Origin of the sequence: Bacillus sp. B25(2016b), assembly GCF_001679765.1 — a bacterium.
GTDB classification, from domain to species: domain Bacteria; phylum Bacillota; class Bacilli; order Bacillales; family Bacillaceae_G; genus Bacillus_A; species Bacillus_A thuringiensis_K.
This window is the reverse complement of sequence record NZ_CP016285.1, coordinates 4296067-4320540: the sequence shown is the minus strand read 5'-3', so window position 1 is coordinate 4320540 and position 24474 is coordinate 4296067. Positions and strand designations below refer to the sequence as shown.

Below are 24474 nucleotides of genomic sequence, written 5' to 3'. Positions count from 1 at the left end.
AAAAAAGCTCATAGTCTCATAGAGGCTGTGAGCTTTCCTTAATAATAACGGTACTGGCGTAATGATTTATAAAATGTTTGAGTAGTAGAAGTAAACTGAGCAGCTTCTTCTAAAAAAGGATAATGATTACTCTCTTCAAGTGTCACAAAAATAGAATTACGTATGCCCTCATGCATATCGATAGAATACTGAATCGGGCACTGCACATCGTGTCTTCCGCATATAATAAGGGTCTTTGTTTGGATGGAAGGTAAATTCTTTCTTAAATCAAATGAAAGATATTCATTGGTGAAAGCATTCATACGGCTAGCGGACATAGTTTTTTGGATTGGTTTACAAAAATAAGAATTGTAGTTTTCCGGTTTATATAATGATAATTTTGTTCTCTTAGTAGATAGCTCTTTCCGTTCTTCACTAGTAAGGAGAGGGTTTTTTAAGTTTTCGATGAGTTTTTGCATATAATGAAACTGCGGATGTTCTGGATGATAAATGCAAAAGGGTGTTTCGGTGTAGTTGCTTGCTGCCGCTCCAACGAGTACTAATGATTGTAAGGAATTTGGATAGGTAATTGCATATAAAAGTCCAAGCATACCACCTGTTGAATGACCGGCGAAATGCCATGTTGGAAGTTGTAATGCTTCTCGTATGGCTTCTAAGTCGTGGATTGTTTCAATCATGCTTAATTCGTTTTCTGACTGGGCGGTTACAGAGCGACCAGTATCTCGTAAATTAATGAGAAATACACGATGCGTAGCAGTAAAAACATCCGCAAAGTAATCACCAGTTTCATTAAATTGTGAATAGTGATGTGTAATACAAAGCGATTCGCCATTTCCTTTTGTAAAGAGTTCAAATGTACCGCGTTTCGTGTTGATTATTTGTTGTGTCCACATAATATCACGACCTTTTCTCATAAAAGTTGGGCCAGACTGTTATGAAATAAAAATATATCAGCGATTATTAGAATATATCGGCGCAACTCGGAATATATCAGCGATTATCAAAATATATCGGCGCAACTCGGAATATATCAGCGATTATTAAAATATATCGACTTACCGACAGAAAACGACAATAATAGCAAGCTTTAAATAAAAGGAGGCTATTCAAAAACGAGCCTCCTTTTCGTTTAGTATAAAGATTTTGTCATATTATTCCGAATAATTTCAAGGGATTTCGCTACAGTTAATGCATTCTTTTCTTCAATTTCTGGTTTACGGGGGATAGGTTTATACATGTTGTCTGGATCTTCCCATGTGAGGGGAAGTTCTGTTTCTGCTTGTCCTTTCCAAGCTTCAATCCATTCTGGAGGGAGATAACCTGAGATGTTGTGGATGTTGTTCATTTCGAGCCAAATGAGTGCCCAAGCTCTTGGAACGACGCGCCAGTGATCATAGCCACCGCCGCCGACAGCAATCCAGCGACCTTCGCAATATTCGTTAGCGATTTCGCGAGCGAGCTTCGGTATTTCGCGGTAAATATTCATTGTCGTACAAAGATGTGTAAGTGGGTCGTAGTAATGTGCGTCAGCACCATTTTGCGTTAAAATAATATCCGGTTTAAAGTACGCTGCAACTTCTTTTACAACAGTTCGATATGATTCTAAAAACGATTCATCTTCTGTAAAAGCATCGAGTGGAACGTTAAAAGAATAACTATAACCATTACCTTGTCCACGTTCGTTTACAGCGCCAGTTCCAGGGAATAAATAGCGACCAGTTTCATGCAGTGAAATGGTGCATACGTTAGGGTCATCATAAAACGACCATTGTACGCCATCACCGTGATGAGCATCTGTATCAATATATAAGACGCGTAAACCGTATTTCTTTTGAATATATTTCATTGCGATAGAACTGTCGTTATAAATACAAAAGCCAGATGCTTTGCCGCGAAAGCCGTGATGTAAGCCGCCGCCCAAATTAAGTGCGTGTTTTACTTTTCCGGAAAGAACAGCATCGACAGCTGTTAACGTACCGCCAACGAGCAATGCGCTTGCTTCGTGCATATTTGGGAACATCGGTGTATCTTCTGTTCCGAGTCCATATGTCATCGCAATTGATTTTTCTAACTTTCCTTCTCCAGCACGTTTTACCGCATTTATGTACTCCTCTGTATGAACGTAGGCAATCTCTTCATCTGTAGCCATCCGTGGTGAGATGATTTGAGAGGGAGAGATGAAACCGCCCTTTTGTAATAAATCATACGTAAGTGTGACGCGCAGTTGGTTAAAAGGATGATCAGGGCTAAATGAATAGCCCAGAAAATCATCCGAATAAATAAACGCGCTACTCATGCTTGCATCCCCATGATGTTTGGCCATAATACGCGGTAGCCTTCTGCTTCAAGTGCATCAATCACTTTTAGAGGATTCATCGTTTGAATGCGGAAAACGAGTACTTTATCATTCTCATCTTTTGCTGGGTAGACGAGAACGCTCACGATATTTATTTGTAAATCACTAAAAATAGCAACGACTTTTCCAAGAATACCAGGTTCATTTTTTACTTGAATTTCAATTTGCGAACTTGGTTGATGTGCTCCTGTTAATTTTACTAACGTGTGCAGTACTGTAGATTCTGAGATTATTCCAACTAACTTCCCAGCTTTTGTAACAGGAAGACAGCCAATTTTATTTTCAAAAAATAAAGTAGCAATTTCCTCAACGAAATCGAGAGGGTGGCAAGTCATTACAGGATGTTTCATAATAAGTTCAAGCGGTTGCTGTAGCATATCGAGTGAAACTTGTTCATCTAGAATAGACGGACTTGCATCTCTTACATCCCGATCAGAAATAATGCCTACGACGTGATTATTTTGATCGACAATTGGAATGTGCCGAATGCCTTTCGTGCGAATCGTTCGGATTGCTGTTTCGATTGTATCGTTTGGATGTAGTGTAACTACATTTTGATTCATAATTTCTTCTACAATCATTCCAGTTGCCCCCTTTATTAATACATAAAACGATTGTGAAAACGTAGACGATCAAAAGCTTGAATAGAATCCGTATCAACGCGTTTACCGATGCGGACCATTAAACAGTTGGCGGGATGTGAACAAATTTCAGGATCGTCTGTAGCCATCCATTGTAACCCGCCGGCATTCATCATCTTTTCCATTACTTTTCGGTATTCCCAAACATTTAATCCTGTTTGTTTCAAATCCCAGTGCCAATAATATTCAGTCGTCAATATAATGTAATCTTCCATATAATCGTCCATCATAGAAACCTCTAGTAAGTTCTTTCCGACAGAACTCCCGCGGAAGGCTGGGACTACTTCAATTGCCCCAAGCTCAATTAAGTTTTCTATTTTTCCTTCTGACCATCGTTCAAGTGGATCAGGATATAAATATGTAACATATCCAACAATCATCTGGTCATGTCTAGCAATAATGAGTCGAGCTTCTGGTAATTTAGAAATTTCGACAATTGCTTTATATTGTTGCTCGGCAGGACGAAACGCAATTAAGTCTGGATGAAACTCATACATTTCTAAGTTATGTGTAGAGACAGGACCTTCAATAATTAAAGTGCCTTTCGCTGTTTTTAAGTTTCTAGCATTATATATTTTTTTATGAATCAATGTATTGCTCACCACCTTGAGGGTTTGTGAATCTATTAATATCGTACTTTATAATATATGCGATGTGAATCGAATTTTGTCATTAAAAATTTGTCTAAAAATCAACAAATATACTGAAAATTTTAAATAATGTCATTATAATAGATAATAGAATACATAGGAGGGGGATGTAAAGTATGAAAGTAGAAACGCTTCCTGTCATTAAAGGAGAAAATAATTTGCCGAATTATGATGAGGCATACGCGAATTTTAACTGGGAAGAGGTTAATAAAAACTTTACTTGGAATGAAACAGGCCGAGTAAATATGGCGTATGAGGCAATTGATAAGCATGCGAAATCCGATCGAAAGAATAAAGTAGCTCTTTATTATCAAGATGGATCGCGAAAAGAGAAATATACATTTAAGGAAATGAAGGATTTTTCTAATAAAGCAGGAAACGTCCTTAAGAATTATGGCGATGTAGAAAAAGGCGATCGCGTTTTTATTTTTATGCCACGTTCTCCAGAGTTATATTTCGCACTTTTAGGTGCAGTGAAATTAGGAGCAATTGTTGGACCGCTATTTGAAGCATTTATGGAAGGCGCAGTTCGCGATCGCTTAGAAGATAGCGAAGCAAAGGTGTTAATTACAACGCCTGAATTGTTAGAGCGCGTACCATTAAATGATTTACCGGCTTTAAAAACAGTTTTCCTTGTTGGAGATAATGTAGAAGAAGGCGGTAAAACGGTAGCGTTCAATCCTTTATTTGAACAAGCTTCAAAAGAATTACATATTGAATGGTTAGGCCGTGAAGACGGTTTGATTCTACATTACACGTCTGGCTCTACTGGTAAGCCAAAAGGTGTGCTTCATGCGCAAAACGCAATGGTTCAGCACTATCAAACGGCGAAGTGGGTATTAGATTTAAAAGAAGACGATGTATATTGGTGTACTGCTGACCCGGGCTGGGTAACTGGAACAGCTTACGGTATTTTCGCACCGTGGTTAGTTGGAGCGTCAAATGTTATTTTAGGTGGACGCTTTAGTCCAGAAGCTTGGTATGAAGCACTGCAAGATTACGGTGTAACAGTTTGGTATAGTGCACCAACAGCGTTCCGTATGTTAATGGGAGCTGGACAAGACGCAATTAAAAAATATGACTTATCACAAGTTCGTCACGTACTAAGCGTTGGTGAGCCGTTAAATCCAGAAGTAATTCGCTGGGGTATGAATGCATTTGGACTTCGTATTCATGATACGTGGTGGATGACAGAAACAGGTGGACAAGTTATTTGTAACTACCCTTGTATGGAAATTCGTCCAGGTTCAATGGGTAAACCAATTCCAGGTGTGAAAGCAGCGATTGTTGATAATGAAGGAAATGAAGTGCCTCCTTACACAATGGGTAACTTAGCAATTGCGAAAGGTTGGCCATCTATGATGCGCGGGATCTGGAATAACCAGCAAAAGTATGAATCTTATTTCATGCCGGGAGATTGGTACGTATCAGGCGACTCTGCCTATATGGATGAAGATGGATACTTCTGGTTCCAAGGACGTATTGACGATGTAATTATGACGTCAGGTGAGCGCGTTGGTCCGTTTGAAGTAGAAAGTAAATTAATCGAGCATGCTGCTGTTGCAGAAGCTGGTGTAATTGGTATTCCTGATCCGGTGCGCGGCGAAATTATTAAAGCATTTATCGCACTTCGAGCAGGATACGAACCATCTGATGAATTAAAAGAAGAAATTCGTCAATTTGTAAAGAAAGGCCTAGCAGCTCATGCAGCGCCACGACAAATTGAATTTAGAGATAAATTACCGAAAACGAGAAGTGGTAAAATTATGCGCCGCGTATTAAAAGCGTGGGAGCTGAATTTACCAACAGGTGACTTATCAACGATGGAAGATTAAGAGAGAAAGGTCTGAACGAAAAATGTTCAGGCCTTTTTTTTGTCAATAATAAAGGAGCTAATATAGATGAAGATACCGAAATTAGAAGGAGACATAGTGTGTTTACGTTCTGTAGAACCTGAAAAAGATTACACCGAGTGGTATGAGGCAATGAAAAATGCCGATATGCATCGTTGGACGGGGAATACAGTCCCGAAAGATAGTAATGAAATTAAAGAGTTGTTATACACTTATAAAAATTTGAAAGATATTATGGCTTGGTCAATTATAATGAAACAATCAAAGGAAATGATAGGGACATATTGGATTTCTATGCCAACTGTGAATGAAAATAAAAAGTTAATTGTGAGTGCAGAGGCTCAACGGATTGCACGTAAGTTTTGGCGTACAGGTGTTAATCGAGAGGCGAGAAATTTAATATATAATTATATATTTTTAAATTTAGATGTGGATGAAGTTCATGCACAGGCTTGGGATAAAAATATCAATTCATGCAGGTCTATGGAGAAAATAGGATTTAAATTAGAGAAACAAGTGAAACGCTCATTCCCTAAATACAATGAAATATTTTTGGAAAACCATTATGTACTATATAAAAAGGACTGGCTTACATAAAAGGTTATGGTTGAAAAAGATATTTGTTGATGTAAAATAAAAGAAAACTTATATATATGAGTTAAAGGGGAGAGGAAAATGAAACCAGAAAAGGAAAAGATGATACTAGGAGAAATGTATATACCGGCTGATCCAGTTTTAGTACAAGAAAGAGAGCAAGCACGTATATTAACGAGAAAATTAAATGATACGCCAGAAGAGCAATTGAAAGAGCGTAGCGAAATCATAAAAGAATTATTCGGAACGACAGGAGATAATATTCATCTTGAATCTTCTTTTAGATGTGATTACGGCTATAACATTCATGTCGGTGAAAATTTTTACGCGAACTTTGACTGTACGATTTTAGACGTATGCCCGGTAACAATCGGAGTGAACTGTATGTTAGCTCCAGGTGTTCACATTTATACAGCAACGCACCCGCTTGATCCGGTAGAGCGTATAAGCGGATCAGAATACGGAAAACCAGTTACAATTGGCGATAACGTATGGATTGGCGGAAGAGCAATTATTAATCCAGGTGTAACAATTGGAGACAATGTGGTGATCGCATCTGGTGCTGTCGTAACGAAAGATGTGCCTAATAATGTAGTAGTTGGCGGGAATCCTGCAAAGATTATAAAAAAACTAAAATAATATTTGAACGAAGTGCCTTCCTCGTCTGTATACATTTATGAAAGAATAGATGAGGGAGGCTTTTATATGTCTAATAAATTACTTCTTACTTTTGCTTTAATTGGGATTATAGTTGTATTTTCTTGTGGTCTTTTCTTACCGATACCAATTGGATATAGAGTATCAATGCTTACAGCTGGAGTTATAATGGGTGTTATGTTTTCAATCATTATTCCATTTGATAGAAAACATATAGTACGAAAAAAAGGGAATAAAATCGATTTTACAAAAACAAAAGTTTATTTTCGCTGGAATGTATTTGATACGATTTCTGTTTGTCTGGCATTGTATGCATGCATATGTGTGCAAGCGTTAAATACTTTAGTTGCAATGGGATTTACGATTCAAAACCCATATGTGCAATTTTTTACAAATCAATCACAATTGTGGATTTTTATTGCGATTGCATATTTAATTTCCCGTATTTCATTAACGTTAAAAGGAATAAAGGAGATCAAAAATCATGGCGCAGATTGGGATTGAGGAGGAGCTCATGCTTGCGTATCAAAGTGGAGATAAACAAGCGGGAGAAAGACTATATGTTTTAATCAAACCAGCGCTATACACATTTTTATATCGATTTAACCGAGATGAACAATTAAGTATCGATCTTGTGCAAGATACGTTTTTGACGCTAGAGCGTAAGAAACATATGTATGAACTTGAAAAAGGTAAAATAAAAACGTATTTATTTCAAATTGGTTATCGTCTTATGATTAATAAGTTAAATAGGAGAAAAAAGTGGCGTACGCTTTTGCCATTTTTAGTGCCGATTCCGGAAAAAGAATTTTCTCACGAAGATCGGCTTACAGTAAGAGAAGCAATTTTGAAAGTTCCAGAAGAGCAAAGAGCGGTCCTAATCCTTTCTTATTATCATGACATGCAGCAAAAAGAAATTGCAGAGATATTAAACATTCCGATTGGAACAGTGAAATCGAGACTCTATAACGGGATAAAGAAATTGAAACAATTGCTGGAGGTGGATGAAATTGAGCGAAAATCTCTTTAAAAGTGAATATAAATTAAAGCAACATTTAGATAGTGATCATGTAGAAATACCAGACTTTCCAAAAACGGTAAGTCAATTCGATCGATTAATCGGGTTTCTTGGTTCTCCAGCGAAAGATCCTGTGGAGGCGACCATTGGGAATGATTTATCGGTTGTGTTTCATGTATCGTTATTAGTTGGGGTTCCAATTCTTTCTCTTATTACGATACTCTTTATGGCGTTGTAAAGGATTGGCAAGGAGGGAAACCTGACCTCTATTTGACACGCCTATATAAATGATGGTATAAAGAAAAGTATATGAATAATTGAGCGTGGAAAGGGAGAAGTAGTGATCATTTCCCTGTTTTAGAGAGCTGATGGCCGGTGAAAATCAGCACATAGATGATCGCGAATTACGCCCCTAGAGCATCTTTTTTCGATTGAATTGTATTCAAAAGGGAAAAGACGGTGCTAAGCCGTTATGTAAATAAGGTGGTAGGCTTTTTTGCCTGCAACTAGGGTGGTAACGCGATAATCAAAATCGTCCCTTATTTGAAGGGGCGATTTTTTTATGTTTTCAACCTTCACGCCAGTAATGAACTTAAAGGAGAGTATGTAGGATATGGGTATTTTACAAGATCTTGAATTTCGCGGTCTAATTAATCAGCAAACAGATGCTGAGGGCCTTGAGCAATTATTAGAAAAAGAAAGCGTTAAATTATACTGTGGTTTCGACCCGACAGCGGATAGTTTACATATTGGTCATATGTTACCAGTATTAATGTTACGTCGTTTCCAATTAGCTGGCCACCAACCAATCGCACTTGTTGGCGGTGGTACTGGTATGATCGGTGACCCGAGTGGTAAAAAAGCAGAACGTACATTAAATACGAAAGATACAGTTGCTTACTACACAGAAAGCATTAAAAACCAACTTTCAAACTTCTTAGAGTTTGAAAACGTGGACAACCCAGCAACGATGGCTAACAACTATGACTGGCTTGGTAGCTTAGATGTAATTTCATTCTTACGCGATATCGGTAAAAACTTCGGTTTAAACTATATGTTAGCAAAAGATACAGTAGCATCTCGTTTAGAAACTGGTATTTCATTCACTGAGTTCAGTTACATGATTTTACAATCATACGACTTCTTAAACTTATACCAACAACATAATTGCCGTCTGCAAATCGGTGGTAGTGACCAATGGGGGAACATTACAGCTGGTCTTGAATTAATCCGTAAATCAGAAGAAGATGCGAAAGCATTCGGTTTAACAATTCCACTTGTTACAAAATCTGACGGTACGAAGTTTGGTAAAACAGAAGGCGGCGCAATTTGGTTAGACCCAGAGAAAACAACTCCTTACGAGTTCTACCAATTCTGGATTAACACAGATGACCGCGATGTTGTTAAATACTTAAAATACTTCACATTCTTATCTCATGAAGAAATTCTTGAGCTTGAAAAGCAAGTAGCTGAAGCGCCAGAAAAACGTGCAGCACAAAAAGCGTTAGGTTCTGAAATGACAAAACTTGTTCACGGCGAAGAAGCATTAGAGCAAGCGATTAAAATTTCAGCTGCATTATTCAGCGGTTCTGTAGCAGAACTGACTGCAAGCGAAATCGAGCAAGGATTCAAAGACGTACCATCTGTAGAACGTACTGCAGAAGATACAGTATTAATCGACTTACTTGTAGAAAGCAAAATCTCTCCATCAAAACGTCAAGCACGTGAAGATGTAACGAACGGCGCAATCTACGTAAACGGTGAGCGTACACAAGCATTAGACTACGTTGTAACAGAAAACGACCGCATCGAAGGTAAATTCACAATCATTCGCCGCGGTAAGAAGAAATATTTCTTAATTCGTTACTAATCAGAAACGAATATAAAACAAATAGTACCCCGAATTGTAGGCTGAAAAGTCTATGATTCGGGGTTTTTATGTATGAATTTAGATTGCCTGATCTTTTCTTGTAAATAGAATATGAAGAATTAATATGAGCATATAAAGTAAGCTAATGAGCATAACAACAAATGCTGTTGGATAAAATTTTGCCGCATATATAAAGAAATCGATTTGATAAATATCTTGGTAATTTGAAACGGTACCTTTAAAGTAATTCGTAAACTTAGCGCTATATTTCCATTCATCAGGATAATCTATTAGATTACTCCCCTGATACCAACTTATAAGTGCTGAAGTAATAAACAACATAAATGAACTTCCGAGTTGAACCATTTGGTTTATTGTCAAAAAGAATCCACCTCCTATTTTATGGTTATTATAGCGTGCATTCGTATGCCTGTAACCTTTTTGTTGTAATCTCCTTTTCGAGTTCATACGGAAATCACATGTAAGCGGTATGATAAACGTATAACAATTAGAAAGGAGTGGTAAAACGAAATGTCACTAGAAGCATTGATTATTTTTTCTTTGCTAAACGCGGGTCAACTTGCAGAGAATTCGAAGGTTGATATACATAAAGAGCAGAAAGATGCTTATGTATATGTTCAAAAAGAGGAAAATAAATAACTTTATTTTATATATAAACTTCAAAAGCCAATCCATTGGATTGGCTTTTTGTCAGGTTGTTGGAAAAAGAGCGTACATTTTTCTCTTTTAAACATTAGCTAAAATTTGATCATAGCACGAAGTAATAAGTGCTTCCAGATCTTTTAAGTCATTAACGTTATCAATAAAAATTCTACTCACTCCCTGTGATTTTGGGGCTTGTTCAACCACAAAATTAGGACATAGCTGTTTAGTAGCTTCTAAATCGAGTCTTACAACTAAGGATTTTGCATCGCCATCAAGGAAGAGACGTATAAACCATTTTGTGATTACACGATTCATGATACAAAAATAACTAATGGTATCTTTATATTTGAGGTTATTGATATCTCTTTGATGCTCAGTTAAAATCCCTTTAACAATGTTAAATGCGGTTAGTTCATTTTCTGTAGTGAAAACTCTATCTGTTTTGTCTTCTTTGTTAATGTCTTCAATTATTTCGGTAGAAGCAGCTGCAACTAGGCTTGTTTCTATTTTCTCCGATGTTTTTGTTTCTTTTGGTGTTAAACCATCACTGATTATTTCTAATAGTGTTCGATTAATTGCTTTTTTAACGATTGGTCGGAATCGCTCTAAAACGTTATTTGTAATTCTAGTTGAGCTAAAGTCTCTAATTAGAAAACGAAGGAAGTCATCTGAAGGATTTTTAAATAGTTCTTTAATTGTAGAGTTTAAATTGGTCATATAAATAAGCTCTTCAGCATATTTTACGATTTCTTCAGCTTCAAAATTTTCTTTTGTAAAAGTTTCAATCGTTTCAATATCTAAATTAGTTAAATTATCCATGCTGAATGTGAAGAAAGGTTTTTCATCCATCACATTGTCATTTGTTAAATCAGTATAAAACTTGTATTCTACACCATTAGTTAGTACCCCTACTTTGACATCAGGTAAGGCATTGAAATATCTAGATAGTTGCGCATCGTGTTTAAGGAGATTTTCTGTTACAGATTTTGCCTCGATTAAAATAATTGGAACCCCATTTTTAAAAACCGCATAATCGACTTTTTCTCCCTTCTTAGTTCCGAAGTCTGCAACATACTCAGGTCTAACTTCTAAAGGATTAAAAACGTCATAACCTAGTTTTTGAAGAAAAGGAATAATTAATGATTGCTTGGTCATTTCTTCATTAGTTATGTACTCTGTTCGTTCTAAAATTTGGTTAGCTATTTTGTTTATGTCATTTCTGAATTCCATATCAATGTCTCCTCGTTATAAAGTTTAAAAATCTTTAATATTATTGTTATTCCGTGAAAATTCATAATATAACAGAGTTCTTTATGGAAACAGGGAGGTTATTCTTTTTGTTTTAGATGGGAGTATAGGGTATTGGGATTTTTATGTTATGCAGGATATAAAAATAATGAGGGAATTGAAAAAAGCCAATCCACAGGATTGGCCTTTTGTCATTAACGAGAGTAGAACTCTACGATTAATGCTTCGTTAATTTCAGCTGGTAACTCAGAACGCTCAGCGTGACGAGTGTAAGTAGCTTCTAATTTGTCAGCATCGAAAGTTAAGTATTCTGGTACGAAGTTGTTAACTTCGATCGCTTCTTTAACAACAACAAGGCTGTTAGATTTTTCGCGAACGCTGATAGTTTGACCAGGTTTTACACGGTAAGATGGGATATCTACGCGAGCGCCATCAACCATGATGTGACCGTGGTTTACTAATTGGCGAGCTGCACGACGAGTGCGAGCTAAGCCCATACGGTAAACTAAGTTGTCAAGACGAGCTTCAAGAAGGATCATGAAGTTTTCGCCGTGCTTACCAGGCATTTTACCTGCTTGGTCAAATGTGCGACGGAATTGACGCTCAGTCATGCCGTACATGTGACGAAGTTTTTGTTTCTCTTGTAATTGTAAACCGTATTCTGAAAGTTTCTTACGTTGGTTAGGACCGTGAGGACCTGGTGCGTAAGGGCGTTTTTCTAATTCTTTTCCTGTGCCGCTTAGAGAGATTCCAAGACGACGAGACAGTTTCCAAGCTGGACCTGTATAACGAGCCATAGTTGACTCCTCCTTTAAAAATGTTTTTATTTACGTAAAATAAAAACAGACGTAATCGATATTTACGGGCATTTTGTTTTCATGTACCTTCGCTCCAGCAGCAGGGAGTTACGAGATACACCTCCGTAGAGGAACAAAATACAAACGATAAACTCACATTACAAGGCTGCCTTTTTATTTTACACAAACGCTATTATATCTTTTACCCAGAGTTTCGTCAAGCGAGTACGTTTTTGTTTTATGCATAAAAATTTTGGAAATTAATATAAGAAGGAATTTAAAACAATATAGAAGAAGAGATAGAAACACAAATAAAACGCTTACATAAAATGAAGGAAAACGTTCATCAAATTTTTATGGATGAATATGCGGCAATAAAAACATAAGGGGGATGTTTTTATGAAAAAGAAGCATATGGAGACAGCGTTAATTCACCACGGTTATATACCTGAGGAACATAAAGGAAGTTTAACACCACCTTTATTTCAAACTTCTACATTTACATTTGAAACTGCGCAGCAAGGAGAGGCGAGTTTTGCGGGAGTGGATCCATCTTATATTTACTCACGGCTTGGAAATCCAACTGTGAAATTATTTGAAGAACGTATGGCGGTGTTAGAAGGAGGAGAAGAGGCGCTTGCCTTCGGATCTGGTATGGCAGCTATTTCAGCAACTTTAATTGGTTTTTTAAAGGCTGGAGATCATATTATTTGTTCAAATGGATTATATGGGTGTACGTACGGTTTTTTAGAAGTGTTAGAAGAAAAATTTATGATTACGCATTCGTTTTGTGATATGGAGACAGAGGTTGATATTGAAAATAAAATTCGCCCAAATACAAAGCTTATTTTCGTTGAAACACCAATTAATCCGACAATGAAATTAATTGATTTAAAACAAGTGATTCGGGTTGCGAAGCGAAAAGGCTTACTTGTTATTGTTGATAATACATTTTGTTCACCTTATTTACAAAGACCGCTTGAGCTTGGCTGTGACGCTGTTGTGCATAGTGCGACAAAATATATTGGAGGCCATGGTGACGTTGTAGCGGGCGTAACAATTTGTAAAACGAAAGCATTAGCTGAAAAGATTCGCCCGATGCGAAAGGATATCGGCGGTATTATGGCGCCGTTTGATGCGTGGTTATTATTACGCGGGTTAAAGACGTTAGCAGTAAGAATGGATCGTCATTGTGATAATGCAGAAAAAATTGTATCGTTCTTAAGAAAACATGATGCGGTAGAAGGTGTTTGGTATCCAGAAGGGGAGTTAGCATCTCGTCAAATGAAACACGGGGGCGGTGTTATTTCTTTTTCAGTAAAAGGCGGAAAAGAAGAGACGCAAGCGTTTATTAATGATCTTCACTTTATTACAATTGCGGTGAGTTTAGGAGATACAGAAACGTTAATTCAGCATCCAGCAACGATGACGCATGCTGCGATTCCAGCTGAACTAAGAAAAGAAATGGGCATTTTCGATAATTTAATACGCTTATCAGTCGGTTTAGAATCGTGGGAGGATATCGCTTCTGATTTAGAGCAGGCATTAAAGAAAATATCTACTGTTAATCAATAAAAAAAGAGTGAGCTATCGGTTTTGTACAGGACGTACTAAACCGATAACTCGCTCTTTTCTTTTTACATATGTTTTAGGAGTGTTTCCACAAACTTTTCTAAATAGCGCTGATCTACTTCATCAAAACGATTCTTTTCAGGACTATCAATGTCAAGTACACCAATGACAACTCCTTCTTTCACAATCGGTACAACGATTTCTGAATTAGAAGCACTATCGCAAGCGATGTGACCTGGGAATTGGTGAACGTCTGCTACAAGCTGTGTTGTTTTCGTTTCAGCTGCTACGCCGCAAACGCCTCGTCCAAATGGAATGCGTACGCAAGCAGGCATTCCTTGGAACGGTCCAAGGACAAGCTGATTTCCTTCTGTTACGTAAAAGCCAACCCAATTAACGCGATCTAAAAATTGGTTTAATAATGCGGACGCATTTGATAAGTTTGCGACTACGTTTGATTCGCCAGTTAATAACGCATCCAGTTGTTTAATTACTGTCTCATATTGCTGCACGCGAGATCCTGCATAACTTTCTTTAGTAAACATGGAAACAGCTCCTTTTTTATCGAGATGTGTAAAATATTGGCAAAATACGATGTATTTCACATGACTTTGTCGATAGAAAATTAAAGGAATTTGTCTTAAAAGTCAAGAAATTTAAACTATAGCTGTTCAGTGAGGGGAAGTGAGCGCATGAAGCAGACGAAACAAAAAGTAATTGATGCGGCAATATCGTTGTTTAATACGAAAGGTTATGATGGAACGTCGGTGCGAGACATTGCAAAGCGAGCGGATGTGAATGTAGCGAATATTTCATATTATTTTGCTGGGAAGCAAGGTTTATTAGAACAGCTTATTACTGATTTTTTAGAAGGATATATTCATGTGATTGAAATGTCGTTTGAACAGAGAGAGTATTTGTCGGCTAAAGATGTGATGGTGCAAATGGTGCGCGGGATTTTACGATATCAATTTGAAAATAGAGAACTAACACGTTTCTTCTACCGAGAGCTTTCGCTTGATACGACATTAATTCGTGAAGTGATGACCGTTTATTTTTCTAAAGAAAGATATTATATAGAACAAATGATTAGACAAGGACAAATGAAACAAGAATTTCAGAAAGTATCATTTACAATGTTTATGACGCAATTAAAAGGTATGATAAATATGCCGTTTTTATATCCACAATATATATCAGAAGTACTGCATTCTTTCCCATCTGAGACATTTTTCATAGAAATGTATACGAAAGAGATTGAGCAATGGATGGAACAAGCATTATGTAAAGCGAATATGTACCATGAATGGCCAAGAGCTGTTCATATGTGAAGAATCCCCACCTAACGAACTGAGGTGGGGATTTTTATGTTTACTTTTCTTTGCCATAAATTGTTACATAATAGCGCGATAATTGTTAATGCTGCTCCAGCGATTTCAATTTTATCGACTGTATAACCTCGAAAGATAGAACCGATCAGTGCAAGGATAGGAACTAAATTCATAAATAATATGCCGTTAATAGATGAAATATAGCGATTTCCCATATTCCAGCAAAATACAGCGATAACGCCTGCGATAATCGACATATAAAAGAGCTCAAAACGAACGCTCACAACTGTACGCAGTGACGGCATAGTAACTATATTTGTGTACGTTAAGAAAGTAACAATAACGATGAGTGAAATGGAGCCAAATAAACAAGTTAATGTCGTGTACCTAAGTGGTGACCAAGATTGAAAACGAGCACCCCCGTTTGTATAAATGACCCAGCAAGTAACGCCGCATAGCATCAATATGTTTGTTGATAAGTGGCTTGCAGCTCCAAATAATAAGTGAATATTTCCTTTTGAAATGACAAGCATAACACCAAGTAATGCAACGAACATACAAAGGAATGTATAGTTTTGTGGGCGGCGATTTTTCGTTATCCATTGCAGTGATAAGGCAATCAGTGGCATAAGGGATTGAATCATAGCTGCATGGATTGCTCCGGAAGGTCCAGCAAGTTGTTGTCCGTAGAAAACGAGAAAACCATACCCCGCGAAACCGACTGTCCCGTAAAAGAATAGAGAAAGTGTTCTTTTTTCTAAACTGAGCGAAGTCTTTCCTTCAGTAATTAATAGCAAAATAAGAAAAATAATAGCTGCTGATCCATAGCGAATCGTTGTGAAGAAGAACGGATCGATAAATTGCAGAGCATTTGCCATTACAGGAAACATAAATCCCCAGGCAGTGACGGCGAGTAAGCATAGAAAGGATCCGAGTAGCATTTGTTTTTTGTTCAAGAGTATCTTTCCCCTTTACATTTCGTTATAGTAAGTTGATGAAATAAGTATAAAGAGTAATTGTTTATAGGAGGAAATAGCGATTTCTTATAACGGTTATAACTTTTTGTTAGAGGTGTGTACGATGGATTTGGAGGCAGTACGATCGTTTATTGAAGTGAAGCATACGCGAAGTTTATCAAAGGCAAGTAAGATTTTACATATATCTCAACCAGCGCTTAGTAAACAAATTCAAAAGTTAGAAGCGGATTTAGAGGTTACTTTACTTAAGCGTTCTGCGCAAGGAGTAGAGTTAACGGAGGCAGGAGAGTTATTTATAAAAAGAATGCTACCGATTTTGGAGCAAATAAATGAAGTGAAAACAGAAATGAGGGGATATCAAGAGAACCAGAAATTTTCAATTGGTATACTACCGAGTTTAGCAGAGCATTACATATCAGAATGTAAAGATATATTAGGTGATGAGTTCGAATTGGAATGGCAAATCGGGCATACGGAAGTATTAAGAGATTTATTTAAAGCGCGGGAGATTGACGCGATGTTCATCGATTCAATAGTAGAAGGGGCTACGTATATAAAAGAAGTACAACAAGAGAAAATTGTTTGTGCCGTTTCAACTAATCATCCGTACAAAGAGAAGATAGTCATTCAAATAGAAGAGCTGCACAATGAAAAATTAATTGTATATCCAGAAATATGTGATGTAAGGAAAATGATTATGAACATGTTTCATGAAATAGGTGTAAAACCAACTATAGCTGTGGAAACATCTTACGCAGAACCGATGCTTGCAATGGTAAAAGCTGGCCTTGGTATCACGTTACTTCCAGAAAGGGCAGTAGAGCAGTCTGTAAGGCAAGGAAATGTACATGTAATTTCTGTTGAACCACCACTCATGCGGAAAATTTATTTCGTATCCCATACGAAAGATTGTTTGTTATTACAATCATTTGAGGATAGGTAGTGAGGTAGGCGGAATATTGAGAAAGATTACAATCACATTGAAAGAAACATGAAATTTTAAAAAAAACTAGGTCAAAAACAAACCATTACATGGTATGATTAGTACATTGTTAGTTGTTAAATATAGGGGAATTCCCTTTTTATACATAATGCCTTCCATTTCATAAACGGAACGGACAAAAAAAGAGATATAACTAGGAGGCTTTTTTGCATGGATTCTATCCTGACGATCGTTATCATTGTAGTAAGCTCTATTCTAGTGCTGCTCATGATAGAGCTTGTGATAAGAAATCGTTCATATAAAGATATTGAAGCACTGGAGCAGTGGAAACAAGAGATAAAAGATAAACCTGTGGCAGATGAACTAAAACGGGTAAAAGATTTAAACATGACGGGTCAAACAGAAGAACTGTTTGGTAAATGGCGTGAAGAATGGGATGAAATTGTATCAACAACCCTTCCGAAAGCTGACAAAGATTTAGCGCAAGCGCGAAAATTCGCCTCGCAATTCTCCTTCCGAAAAGCAAAGCATGCGATGAACGAATCCATAAGTGGTTTAGATGACGCTGATAATCGTATTACGGACATTTTAAATGAATTACAGCAATTGTTAGAAAGCCATGAGAAAAATAGCTCGGAAATTGAAGGGTTACGTGATACATATCGTAGTATGAAAAAGAGTGTTCTTGCTCATAGACATATGTATGGAGCAGCAGAGCAGAAAATCGAAGAGATGTTAGACGCTGAATCTGAGAAATTTAAAACCTTTGAAGAAGCAACAAACAATGGCGACTATTTAAAAGCGAGAGAAATTGTTATTAGTTTGGAAGAAGGTTTAGCAGATTTAGAAATCATTATTCACCAAATTCCAGATTTATTGGTAGAGTGTCAAGCGACGTTACCAGTTCAACTGGAAGATTTATTACACGGACATAATGATATGGTAAGACAAGGTTATGTATTAGATTATTTGGAAGTCCCTAAAGAAGTTCGCGATATGACGAAACAACTACAAACATGTTTAATGGATATACAGGAGCTTCATATAACAGAAGCGGCTGAAAAAGTAGAAAACTTAAAAACACGTTTAGATGGGTTCTACGATCAACTGGAACAAGAAGTACATGCGAGACATTATGTGGAGCAAAAAACACTTTCTGTTTATGATGACTTAGAAGAAATGCGCATCGAAACGATTGAAACGAAAACAGAAACACAACTTGTGAAACAAAGCTATCAATTGCAAGATAAGGATATTGAGTCTCAAAAAGTAATTGAAAAGCAAATGCACATTTTAACGAAACGTTTTGAAATGTTGCAATTACGCGTTGCTGAACAAGATATTGCCTTCTCTATTATTCGTGAGGAACTAGAAGAGGTTTATGAGCAATGTGAAACGTTAAAAGTACTTCATGCAGAATATAAAGAAATGCTGCAAGCGATGCGTAAAGAAGAATTTGAAGCGCGTGAGAAGTTACAAGAAATGCGAAATACTATTTTCGAAACGAAACGCTTTATGCAAAAGTCGAATTTGCCAGGTCTTCCAGAGAGTATTATGGAAGATTTAAAAAGAGGGCAAATGGCAATGCAAGCTGTATATGAACAATTAGAAGTGAAGCCGTTAAATATGAACGCTGTAAATAGCAGTTTAGAAGAAGCATATACAACTGTGAACGATGTAGCTGAAATGACAGAAGAGTTAATTGGACAAGCATATTTAGTGGAAAAATTAATTCAGTACGGTAACCGTTACCGCAGTCATGATGAAAACCTAGCAGAAAGTTTAAATTATGCTGAGAAATTATTCCGTGAATACCAATACGATGCAGCTTTAGAACAAGCGGCTTCAGTATTAGAGCAACTTGAACCTGGCGTTGTTCAAAAAATAGCTGAATATGTAGACAATGAACAAACCCTTTCATAAAAGGGTTTGTTTTTTTATGTAATTTTGCAGGCGATGTTGCTATAATGAATAGCGGAATACAGCAAGGTTATTCGTTTCAAAATAAAGTGAAACTGTAATCGGTGGGAGGATTCATCCCCACTGATTACTAGCCTTCACCAATCGGGCATTTACGGGCAGTTAATCTCCCATCTAACTTCTTTGCTCTAACTGGATTTTGAGGTGAGAGTCTTATTGCCCGTTAACGCGGGATAAAGTGAAACTGTAATAGGAGGGCATCCTCGCCAATTATTAGTCTTCACCAATCGAGATAAAACGGAACCTTTGCGTAGTCTTAGCGTAATGACACGTATTTATGATATGATTATACGATGTGATAGCGCTGAAAGGGGAAGAACGATGATCTATTTTGATAATAGTGCGACGACGAAGCCATATCCAGAAGCTCTTCAATCATACGTGACGGTTGCTGGGAAATATTTTGGTAATCCTTCTTCTATTCATTCGCTTGGAGGAGAGGCAGAGCGTCTATTAACACAATCAAGAACGATTGCAGCGCAGCTTCTTCGTGTTAAACCTTCTGAAATTATTTTCACATCAGGTGGAACGGAAGGGAATAACCTTGCGATTAAAGGGATAGCGATGAGGAATCGTTCGCGCGGCAAACATATCATTACAACAAATATTGAACACGCGTCTGTGTTTGAGGCATATAAGCAATTAGAAGAACTCGGGTTTGATGTAACATATTTACCGGTTAACGAGCATGGGGTTGTATCGGTAGAAGATGTGAAACGAGCACTTCGTGAAGATACGATTCTTGTGTCAATTATTCATGTGAACAACGAAACTGGAGCAATTCAGCCCGTTGCTGAAATTGGAACGTTATTATCGAATCATCCGAAAATAAGATTCCATGTAGATCATGTGCAAGGGATAGGAAAAGTACCGCTTGATTTATATGCTTCTCATATTGATCTTTGCTCAATATCTGGACATAAATTCCACAGTGTAAAAGGAACGGGTCTTCTCTATGTACGCGATGGCGTAAGATTAGATCCAATTTTATCAGGTGGTCAACAAGAGCTTAAGTATCGCTCTGGTACAGAGAATTTACCTGGCATTGTAGCGATGGTGAAAGCACTTCGCATGACAATGGAACAAGTGAAAGAAAAGGTAGCTCATTTGCAAAGTTTACAAGCAGAGCTTGTTCGTTTCTTTAAAGAGATGGAAGATGTAACGATTAACACGTCGCTTGCCTATGCAGCACCGCACATTTTAAATGTATCATTTGTTGGTTTAAAACCAGAAGTAGTCGTTCATGCTTTAGAAGAACACGGTGTATATGTGTCAACGAAATCTGCTTGTTCTTCAAAAGCAAATGAAGTGAGCAGAGTGTTAGTGTCAATGGGAGTGCCGCATGCAGCAGCTGCAAGCGCTATTCGTATTAGTTTGGCACCAGAAAACACAATGGAAGAAGTAAAACAATTTGAAGGTATTGTAAAAGAGACGATGCCAAAATTATATGAAGTGATGAGGTAAAGAAATTATGTTGAAATATGAATATATTTTAGTGCGTTATGGAGAAATGACGACAAAAGGTAAGAACCGTTCTAAGTTTGTAAGCACATTAAAAGATAACGTGAAGTTCAAACTGAAAAAATTCCCAAATATTAAAATCGATGCAACACATGATCGTATGTACATCCAGTTAAATGGTGAAGATCATGAAGCAGTCTCTGAAAGATTGAAGGATGTATTCGGTATTCATAAATTTAACTTAGCGATGAAAGTACCATCAGAATTAGAAGACATTAAAGAAGGTGCATTAGCAGCTTTCTTACAAGTAAAAGGTGATGTGAAAACATTTAAAATTACTGTACACCGTTCTTATAAGCATTTCCCAATGAGAACGATGGAATTATTACCTGAGATTGGCGGACATATTCTAGAAAACACAGAAGATATTACAGTAGATGTTCATAATCCAGATGTAAATGTACGCGTAGAGATCCGCAGTGGCTATAGCTATATCATGTGCGATGAGCGTATGGGAGCTGGCGGTTTACCAGTTGGCGTTGGCGGAAAAGTAATGGTACTTCTTTCTGGTGGTATTGATAGCCCAGTAGCAGCGTACTTAACGATGAAACGCGGCGTATCTGTGGAAGCAGTTCACTTCCATAGTCCACCTTTCACAAGTGAGCGTGCAAAACAAAAAGTAATCGATTTAGCGCAAGAGTTAACGAAGTATTGTAAACGAGTAACGCTTCACCTTGTTCCGTTTACAGAAGTGCAAAAAACGATTAATAAAGAAATCCCATCTAGCTATTCAATGACGGTTATGCGCCGTATGATGATGCGTATTACAGAACGTATTGCTGAGGAGCGTAACGCACTTGCAATTACGACTGGTGAAAGTCTTGGACAAGTAGCAAGCCAAACGTTAGATAGTATGCATACGATTAACGAAGTAACAAACTACCCAGTTATTCGTCCGCTTATTACGATGGATAAATTAGAGATTATTAAAATCGCTGAAGAAATCGGCACATATGATATTTCAATTCGTCCATATGAAGATTGCTGTACTGTATTCACACCAGCAAGCCCAGCGACAAAGCCGAAACGTGAAAAAGCAAATCGTTTTGAAGCGAAATACGATTTCACGCCATTAATCGATGAAGCTGTAGGGAACAAAGAAACAATGGTATTACAAACGGTAGAAGTAGTGGCGGAAGAAGAAAAATTTGAAGAACTTTTCTAAAACCATAAATTACCATATCTAAAACGTGTATGAAGTCATGTTATTTATCACACTCTATACTCACAAGGAGGTGATATAACATGTCACGTAGCACAAATAAATTAGCGGTTCCTGGTGCTGAATCAGCATTAGACCAAATGAAATACGAAATCGCTCAAGAGTTTGGTGTTCAACTTGGAGCTGATGCAACAGCTCGCGCTAACGGTTCTGTTGGTGGTGAAATCACTAAACGTCTAGTTTCACTAGCTGAGCAACAATTAGGCGGTTACCAAAAATAATCCCATATGATGGCTTAGAAAGAGCGGGTTCTCCCGCTCTTTCTTTTTTGTGTTGTGTCGCTATTTGTGGGTAAGTCGATGTAATTTCGTTTGCTAATTCGACAGAACTGAAAAATTTGTCAAAAGAAGAGGGTTCAAAATTAACAGAAAATTCTTTATTATATAAAGGAGGCATAAAGAAAAGGGAGGATATTTTATGAAGCGAGAAGAATTGTTGGCGCCACCGTCTTATAATTTAGTTTCTGAAATAGAGAAATATACGGGTGATAAAGGGAAGTTAGCTTTAATTTGGCAAGATGATAAAGGGAATCGAAGGGAAGTTACATACGCTGAATTAATGCAAGGTGCGAATAAAATTGGAAACGCTTTTATAAAAAGTGGTTTGCAAAAAGGGGACAAGCTTCTCATTATGATGCCGCGTTTAATTGAAGCGTACATGACGTATATTGCTGCTATTAAAGCAGGATTTGTCGTAATTCCAAGCTCGGAAATGTTACGTAAAAAAGATATAGAATATCGAATTGGACATGGAGAAGTAAAAGCGATAGTAAGTTATGAGCCGTATATTAGGCAATTTGATGATATAAAAGCGATGGAATCTCTTCGAAAATTTGTCCTGAGCGAGCAATCAGTAGATGGATGGGTTAATTTGAAAACAGCGTTAGAAACAGAGAGTGACATGTTAGAAATGGCGAAGACAGATAAAGAAGATATGGTCTTTTTATCTTACACGTCAGGAACGACAGGAAATCCAAAAGGTGTCGTTCATACACATGCGTGGGCATACGCTCATTTACGTACGAGCGCTCCAAATTGGCTCGGAATTGAAGAGAATGATATTGTATGGGCAACAGCTAGTCCAGGCTGGCAAAAGTGGATTTGGAGCCCGTTTTTAGCAACGCTAGGATCAGGGGCAACAGGATTTGTATATCACGGTAAGTTTGAACCGAAAACGTACCTGAATTTATTAGACGATAATAAGGTGAATGTGCTTTGTTGTACACCGACTGAGTATAGATTAATGGCAAAGGTAGAAGATTTAAGCCAGTACAATTTAGAGGCATTACATAGCGCTGTATCCGCAGGAGAGCCGTTAAATAGAGAAGTCATTGAAACGTTCCAAAAGCACTTTCATATTACAGTAAGAGACGGCTATGGGCAAACGGAAAATACATTACTTGTTGGTGTAATGAAAGGGATGGATATTAGACCAGGATCAATGGGGAAACCAACGCCAGGTAACCACGTCGATATCGTAAATGAGGAAGGTACTCCAGTTAAAGTAGGCGAAGTTGGTGATATTGCAGTTCACATTGAAACGCCGGCCCTCTTTAAACAATATTACAAAGACAATGAACGTACAGCGATGCAATTTCGCGGTGATTATTATATTACAGGTGATAAAGCGAAGAAAGATGAAGACGGCTACTTCTGGTTTGAAGGGCGCGGTGATGATATCATTATTAGTTCTGGTTATACAATCGGGCCATTTGAAGTAGAGGATGCTCTTGTAAAACATCCGTACGTAAGAGAATGTGCAGTTGTCGCAAGTCCTGATGAAATTCGTGGAAGTGTCGTGAAGGCATTTATCGTATTAAGAGAGAATATAGAAAAGAACGAAGAAACATTAATTCCAACACTCCAACAACACGTCAAAGAACTCACTGCACCATATAAATACCCTCGCAAAATTGAATTTGTAGATGAACTACCAAAAACGATTTCTGGAAAAATTCGCCGTATTGAACTTAGAAAACAAGAGATGGAGATTCCGTCAAAATAATTTTGAAAACAGTGAAGTAAATAGTTGAATGAAATGCAAAACAATGATAAAATAAAACCGAACACAAGTTCTATTTTATAAACTAAAAAAAGAGGTGTCCGTATGATTTTAGGTATTAATCCGTACTTAGTTTTAGATGGCAGTGGGCAAGAAGCTGTACAGTTTTATAAAGAGGCTTTAGATGCAAAAGTAGAAGTCATGCAAACTTTTGGTGATATGCCTGAAAATCCAGAATACCCGGTTCCAGCTGAAGCGAAAGAGCGCGTTTTACACGCTACTTTAAAAGTTGGTAATACGGATCTTATGATTTCTGATACATTCCCGGGTCAAGAGCATGCAATCGGATCTCAAGTAACAATCGCAATTCAAATTAGTAATGCAGAAAAAGCAAAAGAAGTATTCGATAAGTTACAAGAAGGTGGAGAAGTTATCATGCCACTTCAAGAAACATTCTGGAGCCCAGCATACGGACAAGTAAAAGATAAATTTAATATTGAATGGCAAGTTACAACGTCTACTACTGAACAAAAGTAATTTTAAGAAAAGCACCATATTTTGAAATGGTGCTTTTTTT

General features: G+C 37.3%; 26 protein-coding genes and 1 other annotated feature. Of the genes, 17 read left to right on the top strand and 9 right to left on the bottom strand.

Annotation, left to right across the window (positions count from 1 at the left end; translation table 11 throughout):
* Positions 1–38 precede the first annotated feature (38 nt).
* The 4 genes from BAQ53_RS22100 to acuA all read right to left on the bottom strand — a co-directional run bounded on the left by BAQ53_RS22100 (position 39) and on the right by acuA (position 3587).
* Complete coding sequence (locus BAQ53_RS22100) at positions 39–914, bottom strand: alpha/beta fold hydrolase (protein WP_208906242.1); 876 nt, start codon at positions 912–914, stop codon at positions 39–41.
* 215 nt (positions 915–1129) lie between these two features.
* Positions 1130–2296: an acetoin utilization protein AcuC gene (gene acuC, locus BAQ53_RS22095; protein WP_208906241.1), complete on the bottom strand. Its 1167-nt coding sequence runs from the start codon at positions 2294–2296 to the stop codon at positions 1130–1132.
* Positions 2293–2937 (bottom strand): acetoin utilization AcuB family protein, encoded by a 645-nt coding sequence (locus BAQ53_RS22090; protein ID WP_000634583.1) that lies wholly within the window; start codon positions 2935–2937, stop codon positions 2293–2295. The genes acuC and BAQ53_RS22090 overlap by 4 nt, the downstream gene beginning before the upstream one ends.
* 17 nt (positions 2938–2954) lie before the next feature.
* Positions 2955–3587: an acetoin utilization protein acetyltransferase AcuA gene (gene acuA, locus BAQ53_RS22085; protein WP_208906240.1), complete on the bottom strand. Its 633-nt coding sequence runs from the start codon at positions 3585–3587 to the stop codon at positions 2955–2957.
* Positions 3588–3763: 176 nt separating this feature from the next.
* On the opposite strand from acuA, the gene acsA reads away from it, so the two are divergent.
* From acsA to tyrS, 7 genes are all read left to right on the top strand, one after another.
* Complete coding sequence (acsA, locus tag BAQ53_RS22080) at positions 3764–5482, top strand: acetate--CoA ligase (RefSeq protein WP_000862049.1); 1719 nt, start codon at positions 3764–3766, stop codon at positions 5480–5482.
* 66 nt (positions 5483–5548) lie between these two features.
* A complete protein-coding gene (locus BAQ53_RS22075) occupies positions 5549–6097 on the top strand; it encodes a GNAT family N-acetyltransferase (RefSeq protein ID WP_208906239.1) in 549 nt (182 codons plus the stop codon).
* A 78-nt stretch (positions 6098–6175) separates the two neighbouring features.
* Positions 6176–6733 carry a maltose acetyltransferase domain-containing protein gene (locus BAQ53_RS22070; RefSeq protein WP_208906238.1) on the top strand — a complete coding sequence of 186 codons (558 nt, stop codon included), beginning with the start codon at positions 6176–6178 and terminating at the stop codon, positions 6731–6733.
* A gap of 66 nt (positions 6734–6799) precedes the next feature.
* Positions 6800–7255 carry a hypothetical protein gene (locus BAQ53_RS22065; RefSeq protein ID WP_000066443.1) on the top strand — a complete coding sequence of 152 codons (456 nt, stop codon included), beginning with the start codon at positions 6800–6802 and terminating at the stop codon, positions 7253–7255.
* On the top strand, positions 7236–7781 hold the full coding sequence (locus tag BAQ53_RS22060; protein WP_000057202.1) for an RNA polymerase sigma factor: 546 nt from the start codon (positions 7236–7238) through the stop codon (positions 7779–7781). Before BAQ53_RS22065 ends, BAQ53_RS22060 begins: the two co-directional genes overlap by 20 nt.
* Positions 7762–8007: a hypothetical protein gene (locus BAQ53_RS22055; RefSeq protein WP_001293698.1), complete on the top strand. Its 246-nt coding sequence runs from the start codon at positions 7762–7764 to the stop codon at positions 8005–8007. Before BAQ53_RS22060 ends, BAQ53_RS22055 begins: the two co-directional genes overlap by 20 nt.
* 77 nt (positions 8008–8084) lie before the next feature.
* Positions 8085–8312, top strand: a binding site (T-box leader).
* 70 nt (positions 8313–8382) lie between these two features.
* Positions 8383–9639, top strand: a complete 1257-nt coding sequence (gene tyrS / locus BAQ53_RS22050) for a tyrosine--tRNA ligase (protein ID WP_000512092.1) — start codon at positions 8383–8385, stop codon at positions 9637–9639.
* A gap of 78 nt (positions 9640–9717) precedes the next feature.
* On the opposite strand, the gene BAQ53_RS22045 is transcribed toward tyrS, so the two are convergent.
* Positions 9718–10107 (bottom strand): YjdJ family protein, encoded by a 390-nt coding sequence (locus tag BAQ53_RS22045; RefSeq protein WP_081114006.1) that lies wholly within the window; start codon positions 10105–10107, stop codon positions 9718–9720.
* A 63-nt stretch (positions 10108–10170) separates the two neighbouring features.
* Here BAQ53_RS22045 and BAQ53_RS22040 point away from each other — a divergent pair, with 63 nt between their 5' ends.
* Complete coding sequence (locus tag BAQ53_RS22040; protein WP_000050940.1) at positions 10171–10299, top strand: hypothetical protein; 129 nt, start codon at positions 10171–10173, stop codon at positions 10297–10299.
* Positions 10300–10386: 87 nt separating this feature from the next.
* Here BAQ53_RS22040 and BAQ53_RS22035 read toward each other — a convergent pair whose 3' ends face one another.
* Entirely contained in the window at positions 10387–11535 is a 1149-nt protein-coding gene (locus BAQ53_RS22035; protein ID WP_046945887.1) for a type I restriction endonuclease, read from the bottom strand.
* Positions 11536–11747: 212 nt separating this feature from the next.
* Positions 11748–12350, bottom strand: coding sequence for a 30S ribosomal protein S4 (gene rpsD, locus BAQ53_RS22030; protein WP_000135317.1), 603 nt, complete (start codon positions 12348–12350; stop codon positions 11748–11750).
* Positions 12351–12749: 399 nt separating this feature from the next.
* On the opposite strand from rpsD, the gene megL reads away from it, so the two are divergent.
* Positions 12750–13925, top strand: coding sequence for a methionine gamma-lyase (megL, locus tag BAQ53_RS22025; protein WP_000726559.1), 1176 nt, complete (start codon positions 12750–12752; stop codon positions 13923–13925).
* Positions 13926–13987: 62 nt separating this feature from the next.
* Here megL and BAQ53_RS22020 read toward each other — a convergent pair whose 3' ends face one another.
* Positions 13988–14467, bottom strand: coding sequence for a GAF domain-containing protein (locus BAQ53_RS22020; RefSeq protein ID WP_208906237.1), 480 nt, complete (start codon positions 14465–14467; stop codon positions 13988–13990).
* Positions 14468–14614: 147 nt separating this feature from the next.
* Between BAQ53_RS22020 and refZ the strand changes: the two genes are divergently transcribed.
* Complete coding sequence (refZ, locus tag BAQ53_RS22015; protein WP_000814921.1) at positions 14615–15253, top strand: forespore capture DNA-binding protein RefZ; 639 nt, start codon at positions 14615–14617, stop codon at positions 15251–15253.
* An 11-nt stretch (positions 15254–15264) separates the two neighbouring features.
* On the opposite strand, the gene BAQ53_RS22010 is transcribed toward refZ, so the two are convergent.
* Complete coding sequence (locus tag BAQ53_RS22010) at positions 15265–16209, bottom strand: DMT family transporter (RefSeq protein ID WP_208906236.1); 945 nt, start codon at positions 16207–16209, stop codon at positions 15265–15267.
* Between the two features lie 124 nt (positions 16210–16333).
* Between BAQ53_RS22010 and BAQ53_RS22005 the strand changes: the two genes are divergently transcribed.
* The 7 genes from BAQ53_RS22005 to BAQ53_RS21975 all read left to right on the top strand — a co-directional run bounded on the left by BAQ53_RS22005 (position 16334) and on the right by BAQ53_RS21975 (position 24434).
* Positions 16334–17173: a LysR family transcriptional regulator gene (locus tag BAQ53_RS22005; protein ID WP_000362521.1), complete on the top strand. Its 840-nt coding sequence runs from the start codon at positions 16334–16336 to the stop codon at positions 17171–17173.
* A gap of 210 nt (positions 17174–17383) precedes the next feature.
* Positions 17384–19096: a septation ring formation regulator EzrA gene (gene ezrA / locus BAQ53_RS22000; RefSeq protein ID WP_000377300.1), complete on the top strand. Its 1713-nt coding sequence runs from the start codon at positions 17384–17386 to the stop codon at positions 19094–19096.
* Positions 19097–19474: 378 nt separating this feature from the next.
* Complete coding sequence (locus BAQ53_RS21995; protein ID WP_000638992.1) at positions 19475–20617, top strand: cysteine desulfurase family protein; 1143 nt, start codon at positions 19475–19477, stop codon at positions 20615–20617.
* 7 nt (positions 20618–20624) lie between these two features.
* The gene (gene thiI, locus BAQ53_RS21990) at positions 20625–21839 is read left to right on the top strand and encodes a tRNA uracil 4-sulfurtransferase ThiI (protein ID WP_074593284.1); all 1215 of its coding nucleotides are present in this window, start codon (positions 20625–20627) and stop codon (positions 21837–21839) included.
* Between the two features lie 80 nt (positions 21840–21919).
* Positions 21920–22117, top strand: coding sequence for an alpha/beta-type small acid-soluble spore protein (locus tag BAQ53_RS21985; RefSeq protein WP_000091640.1), 198 nt, complete (start codon positions 21920–21922; stop codon positions 22115–22117).
* 196 nt (positions 22118–22313) lie between these two features.
* A complete protein-coding gene (mbcS, locus tag BAQ53_RS21980; RefSeq protein ID WP_000817776.1) occupies positions 22314–23900 on the top strand; it encodes an acyl-CoA synthetase MbcS in 1587 nt (528 codons plus the stop codon).
* A gap of 102 nt (positions 23901–24002) precedes the next feature.
* A complete protein-coding gene (locus BAQ53_RS21975; RefSeq protein WP_000600361.1) occupies positions 24003–24434 on the top strand; it encodes a VOC family protein in 432 nt (143 codons plus the stop codon).
* Positions 24435–24474 lie beyond the last annotated feature (40 nt).